The 5,843-nt window shown below is 66.9% G+C and carries 4 protein-coding genes and 2 rRNA genes; 5 read left to right on the top strand and 1 reads right to left on the bottom strand.

Annotated elements, in window-relative coordinates; genetic code table 11:
- The 3 genes from VKN16_19690 to VKN16_19680 form a co-directional block, all read left to right on the top strand.
- Positions 1-885 (top strand): 23S ribosomal RNA (locus VKN16_19690); the annotation flags it as partial.
- A 126-nt stretch (positions 886-1,011) separates the two neighbouring features.
- A 5S ribosomal RNA gene (gene rrf / locus VKN16_19685) occupies positions 1,012-1,128 on the top strand.
- A gap of 65 nt (positions 1,129-1,193) precedes the next feature.
- Positions 1,194-1,883: a LysM peptidoglycan-binding domain-containing protein gene (locus VKN16_19680; protein HME96428.1), complete on the top strand. Its 690-nt coding sequence runs from the start codon at positions 1,194-1,196 to the stop codon at positions 1,881-1,883.
- 18 nt (positions 1,884-1,901) lie between these two features.
- Here the strand turns inward: VKN16_19680 and VKN16_19675 are convergent, their stop codons facing one another.
- Positions 1,902-2,720, bottom strand: coding sequence for a DNA-formamidopyrimidine glycosylase family protein (locus tag VKN16_19675; GenBank protein ID HME96427.1), 819 nt, complete (start codon positions 2,718-2,720; stop codon positions 1,902-1,904).
- Positions 2,721-2,944: 224 nt separating this feature from the next.
- Between VKN16_19675 and rpsA the strand changes: the two genes are divergently transcribed.
- The gene (gene rpsA, locus VKN16_19670) at positions 2,945-4,951 is read left to right on the top strand and encodes a 30S ribosomal protein S1 (protein HME96426.1); all 2,007 of its coding nucleotides are present in this window, start codon (positions 2,945-2,947) and stop codon (positions 4,949-4,951) included.
- 198 nt (positions 4,952-5,149) lie between these two features.
- A partial coding sequence (locus tag VKN16_19665; protein ID HME96425.1) for a Clp protease N-terminal domain-containing protein occupies positions 5,150-5,843 on the top strand: 694 nt, incomplete at its 3' end.

Below are 5,843 nucleotides of genomic sequence, written 5' to 3'. Positions count from 1 at the left end.
TTGAAATACCTGTGAAGATGCAGGTTACCCGCGGCAGGGCAAAAAGACCCCGTGGAGCTTTACTGCAGCTTGATATTGGACTGAGGTTCAGCATGTGTAGGATAGGTGGGAGACGTTGAAGCTGGGGCGCTAGCCTCGGTGGAGTCACCGTTGAAATACCACCCTTGTTGGATTTCGGCTCTAACAGCGTCCCGTAATCCGGGCGCTGGACAGTGTCTGATGGGCAGTTTGACTGGGGCGGTCGCCTCCTAAAGTGTAACGGAGGCGCCCAAAGGTTCCCTCAGGCTGAATGGAAACCAGCCGAAGAGTGCAAAGGCATAAGGGTGCTTGACTGCGAGACTTACACGTCGAGCAGAGACGAAAGTCGGGCTTAGTGATCTGGTACCTCCGAGTGGAAGGGGTATCACTCAACGGATAAAAGCTACCCTGGGGATAACAGGCTTATGGTGCCCAAGAGTTCACATCGACGGCACCGTTTGGCACCTCGATGTCGGCTCGTCGCATCCTGGGGCGGAAGTACGTCCCAAGGGTTTGGCTGTTCGCCAATTAAAGCGGTACGCGAGCTGGGTTCAGAACGTCGTGAGACAGTTCGGTCTCTATCCGCCGTGGGCGCAGGGAACTTGAGAGGAGCTGCTCCTAGTACGAGAGGACCGGAGTGGACGAACCAATGTTGTACCAGTTGTCATGCCAATGGCATTGCTGGGTAGGTATGTTCGGTTGGGATAAGCACTGAAAGCATCTAAGTGCGAAGCTCGCCTCAAGATAAGGTTCCCCACCGGGTTAACCGGGTAAGACCGCAGCGAGACTAGCTGTTTGATAGGCCGCACGTGTAAGCGCAGCAATGCGTTGAGCGAAGCAGGTACTAATGGTCGAGGGCTTGACCTAGTTCACGCGACTAGCACGCTGCTGGATCGCGTTCGGAAGGGCGGCCATGCCGCCCGTATCCACGACGATCGTTGCTTCCATCCTTCGACGCGCCCCGATGGGCGAGGTCGACATTTGAAGATCTATCCCGGTGACGCTAGCGGAGAGGAACCACCCGTTCCCATCCCGAACACGGAAGTTAAGCTCTCCAGCGCCGAAGATACTTGGGGGGCAACCTCCTGGGAAAATAGGTCGTCGCCGGGATAGTTCATTTCCAGCCTCCCTCGAGGATCGGTGCCGGCACCCCGGTACCACGCTATCCTCGCCAGGTGGATCGGATCTGCCCGTACCTAGCCCTGGCCGACGATGGCCGCACGGTGGCCGACGGGTTTGACCCTGAGCATCGCTGCCACGCCCTGACGCCCCCCGCGCCGCTCGAGCGCTCGCGCCAGGTGCAGCTCTGCCTCACCGAGGCGCACGCCCGCTGCGAACGATTCGGGGCGGCACGGACCGCCTGGCTGGCTGCGTCCAGCGGCCTTCCCCGCGTGGCCCCCGACGTTGCATTCGGGCGCACCCGGCTGGTTCTCGAGCCGGAGGCGGCATGGCGCAACCGGAGCAGCGCCCCCACCACTCGCATCAGCCGGACGGCGCTGCTCGTGGCCGGGGCTGCGGTGGCGGTGGTCGCGCTGCTCGTCCTCAGCAGCCTCGTCGGCCTCCTCGGCGGTGCGCCGGATGGCAGCCCATCGGCGAGCCCATCGGCGAGCCCATCGCCCTCAGCCTCCACGACCCCCTCGGAATCGTTGGCACCGGCATCGGTCGCGGCGTCGGCGTCTGCAGCGCCCGCAAGCGTTCCGCCGGAGACGACCCCGGCGCCCTCCCAGACGATCTACATCGTGCAGGAGGGCGACACGCTGAACCTGATTGCCCAACGATTCGGGACGACGGTCGCAGCGATCCAGGCGGCCAACGGCCTGACCGGGACGGAGATCAACGTCGGCCAGGAGCTGATCATCCCCTGACGTCCCCTCGGCCAGCCCTCAGAACGGAGGCTGGCAGGTCCGGCAGAACGTCGTCGCCTCGTCTCCGCCGATCTGCCGCAGGATCCGACCGCAGCGAGGACAGGCTTCGCCCCCGCGCAAGTGGACCTGGAGGAACTCCCGGTGCTGCAGCTGGATGTCGGGTGGGACCAGCTTCCGGAGGCGCTTCGTGGCGTCGGCCAGGACCGAGCGCATGGCCGCGTAGAGACGGTCGATCTCCTCCGGCTTCAGCGTGCTCCGGCGGCGCAATGGGGCGAGCTTCGCCTCCCACAGGATCTCGTCGCTGTACGCGTTGCCGATGCCGGCCACGAATCGGCTGTTGCGCAGCAGCGACTTCAGCTCGCCCGGATGCTTACGGATCCGCTGGCGGAATACCTCGAGGGTGAGCTCGGGGTCGTCGGCATCGGGCCCCATCTCGGTCCAGCCGGGGATGGCGTCGAGGCCATCGGGCCGGACCAGGTAGAGCTTGCCGAGCATCTCGCGGTCGACGTAGCGCAGCTCGCCGCCATCGGCGAATCGGAGTCGCAGGCCGGTGCGCGAACGGACCTTCTCGGCGCCATCGAGGAGCCAGAAGCGCCCGGCGAGCATCGGGTTCGCGGCCAGCACCAGCTCGTCTCTGCCATCGCGCGCGAACGTGAGGAGCAGGAACTTGCCACGCCGTCGGGAGCTCGTGATGGCGGTGCCGGCCAGCTGGGCAAGCTCTGCTGGCGTGGCGCGCACCAGGATGGGTGTCGGGGCCGACGCCTCGAGCACCAGACGACCGGTGGCGCGTGCCTGGAGCTCCTCCGCCACGATCGTCAGATCGGGCAGCTCAGGCATCTGGGAGCGCCATTGACCGTGTGGTATGCTCCGGCGGCTCTGGAGCAAACAACCGCATAGCACGCGCGGATGCGCGCCTCTCCCATCGGCCGTTACGGAGGAGCACCTTAGTCGTCTGATCGACCATGAAGGCAGCTTCCACCCCACCTGATGAATGAGACGCCCTCCGCATGCGGAGGGCGTTGTTGCTGCGGGGACATTCCACCCAAGGAGCGTATACGCACTTGACCGACGAAACGAATCAGCCCGAGTCGCAGACCGAGGATCCGATCCCCGCTGCGGCCGACGAAACGCACGCCGCGGACGCACCGGCGGAGATGACCGCCGACGCCACGCCGCCGGCCGACGAACTGGCTGATCCCATCGTCGAGGAAGCTGCTGCCGAGGCACAGGCAAAGCCGGAGCCTGAAGCCGCTCCCGAGGCCGTACCCGGGCCTGAAGCCGCTCCCGAGCCTGAGCCGATGGCGGCCGAGGCGGCACCTGAGCCGGAGGCACTTCCCGAGGTTGACGCTGCTCCCGAGCCCGAGCCCCAGCTGATGGCCGCCGAGTCAGCGGCCGAGCCCGAGGAGGAATCTGGCGAGCCGCTGACGATGGCTCAGCTGCTGGACGACCCGTCGAACGAGGTGAAGAGCCTCAAGCACGGCGACGTCGTGGAGGGCACCGTCGTCCGCATCGATCCGGACGAGATCCTCGTCGACTTCGGTGGCAAGAGCGAGGGCGTCGTCTCGAACCGTGAGCTGATGAGCCGTCGCGGCCCGCGCGATGGCGAAGAGGCACGGCCGGAGCTGTCCGTCGGGGACGAGGTCCTCGTCTACGTCCTCCAGCCCGAGTCGCCGGAGGGCCACGCGGTCCTCTCCCTGCGACGCGCCGGCCTCGAGCGCAAGTGGCGCGCCATGCAGGAGCGCTTCGACGCCGGCGAGATCGTCGAGGCGCGCGTCATCGACCACAACAAGGGCGGCCTGATCGTCGACCTGGGCGTGCGCGGCTTCGTGCCGATCAGCCAGATCGTGGACTTCCCGCGTCGGCCGCGCGACGAGCAGCCTCGTGATGCCGCACAGGAGATCGCCGAGAAGCTCCAGCCATTCGTCGGCCGGACGCTCCGGCTGAAGATCCTGGAGGTCAACCGGAAGGCGAATCGGCTCATCCTCTCCGAGAAGGTGGCGCTGTACGAGGAGCGACGCGAGAAGCGCGACGAGCTCTTCAGCAGCCTCCAGGTCGGGCAAAAGGTCCAGGGCACCGTTCGCAGCATCGCGCCGTTCGGCGTCTTCATCGACCTGGGCGGGATCGACGGCCTGGTCCACAAGAGCGAGCTCTCGTGGAACAAGGTCAACAACCCGGAGACCGCCTACGCCATCGGCGACGAGGTGGAGGCCGAGGTCATCGACATCAACCACGAGCGAGGGCGGATCAGCCTCTCGATCCGGCGGCTCCAGCCCGATCCGTGGCAGGAGTCGGTCGCCAAGTACAAGATCGGCGACGTCATCTCGGGCACGGTCACCAAGCTGGTGAACTTCGGCGCGTTCGTGCGGGTGGAGGAGGGCCTCGAGGGTCTGATCCACATCAGCGAGCTGTCGAACCAGCGCGTCGCACACCCCGGTGACGTGGTCAAAGAAGGGGACACGCTCGACCTGAAGATCATCAGCCTCGACTCCGAGCGCCATCGGCTTGGCCTGTCGCTCAAGCAGGCTGCCGAGGCAGGCTCCACCCCCGAGGCGGCACCAACGCCCGCAGCGGCGACGATCGGTGCGAGCGCGACCGCGCCAGCCCGGTTCGAGGAGCGCCCGCGTCGTGAGCGCGGAAGCCGCGATCGCAAGGACCGTGACTACCGCCCCGAGGATGCGATCAGCGAACCCGACGAGGGCATCGACAACACCATGGCCGCGGCATTCGCCGAGTCGGGGCTGCTCGACCAGCTCCGTGCGGCGAAGCCGAAGAAGGCAACCAAGGCTGCCCCCAAGGCCGATGCGACGGAGGAGGCCGAGGCGGAGCCCGGGGCAGCCGTCGCGGACGCGGAGCCCGAGGCAGCCGTCGCGGACGCGGAGCCCGAGGCAGCCGTCGCCGAGGCTCCAGCCGAGGAGCCCGCTGTTGCGGAGGCTGACGCCGTCGCCGAGCCCGAGCCACAGCCGGAAGCCGAGGCCGTCGCTGAGGCGGAGCCCGAGGCAGCCGTCGCCGACGCTCCGGCCGATGAGCCCGAGGCCGTCACCGCCGACGCCGACTCCAAGGAGTCGTAGATCGCCCGTCTCGCCGGCTAGGCGATTCGCACCGGAGCCCGAGCCACCGCTTCTCCTTCGCGATGCCCGGTTTTCGTGAGCGAACCGTCACCGTAGGCCGTAGTACCTATTGAAGGCATCGCGCGGGAGTGGTGCTCTACACTCTGGCCACGTTCGGAGGTCCAGCCAGGGCCGCCGGGCAGACACGCAGGATGCGCAATGGATCGCTTCGACAAGTTCACGGACCGGGCACGCAAGGTGCTGACCCTTGCCCAGGACGAGGCGCAGCGCTTCAACCACAACTACATCGGCACCGAGCACCTGCTCCTCGGCCTCGTCCGGGAGGGCGAGGGGGTCGCCGCGCGCGTCCTCGAGAACATGAACGTCGAGCTCTCCAAGGTCCGAACCGCGGTCGAGTTCATCATCGGTCGGGGTGACCGCCCGGTGGTCGGTGAGGTCGGCCTCACCCCGCGCGCCAAGCGCGTGATCGAGCTGGCCATCGACGAGGCGCGTCGCCTCGGCCACAACTACATCGGCACGGAGCACCTGCTGCTGGGTCTCGTCCGCGAGGGCGAGGGGATCGCGGCCGGCGTGCTCGAGAGCCTGGGCGTCAACCTGGACAAGGTGCGCCACCAGGTCATCCACGTCCTCAGCCAGAGCACCAGCGTGTCGCCGGCGCAGGAGACGAAGCGACCCTCCAAGACGCCGACCCTCGACCAGCTGGGGATCAACCTGACCGAGGCCGCCCGCTCCGGGAAGCTCGACCCGGTCATCGGGCGCGAGAAGGAGATCGAGCGCGTCATCCAGATCCTGGGCCGGAAGACGAAGAACAACCCCGCCCTCATCGGCGAGCCCGGCATGGGCAAGACCGCGATCGCGGAGGGACTGGCCCATCGGATCGTCGCGGGCGACG

The organism is Candidatus Methylomirabilota bacterium (assembly GCA_035315345.1).
In the GTDB taxonomy this organism is placed as follows: domain Bacteria; phylum Methylomirabilota; class Methylomirabilia; order Rokubacteriales; family CSP1-6; genus CAMLFJ01.
The sequence above is the reverse complement of the archived record's forward strand: the minus strand, read 5'-3'. Positions and strand labels throughout refer to the sequence as shown.

Coding starts and splice junctions, on each gene's coding strand:
- VKN16_19675 (HME96427.1), bottom strand. CDS start 2,720: ATGCCTGAGCTGCCCGATCTGACGATCGTGGCGGAGGAGCTCCAGGCA.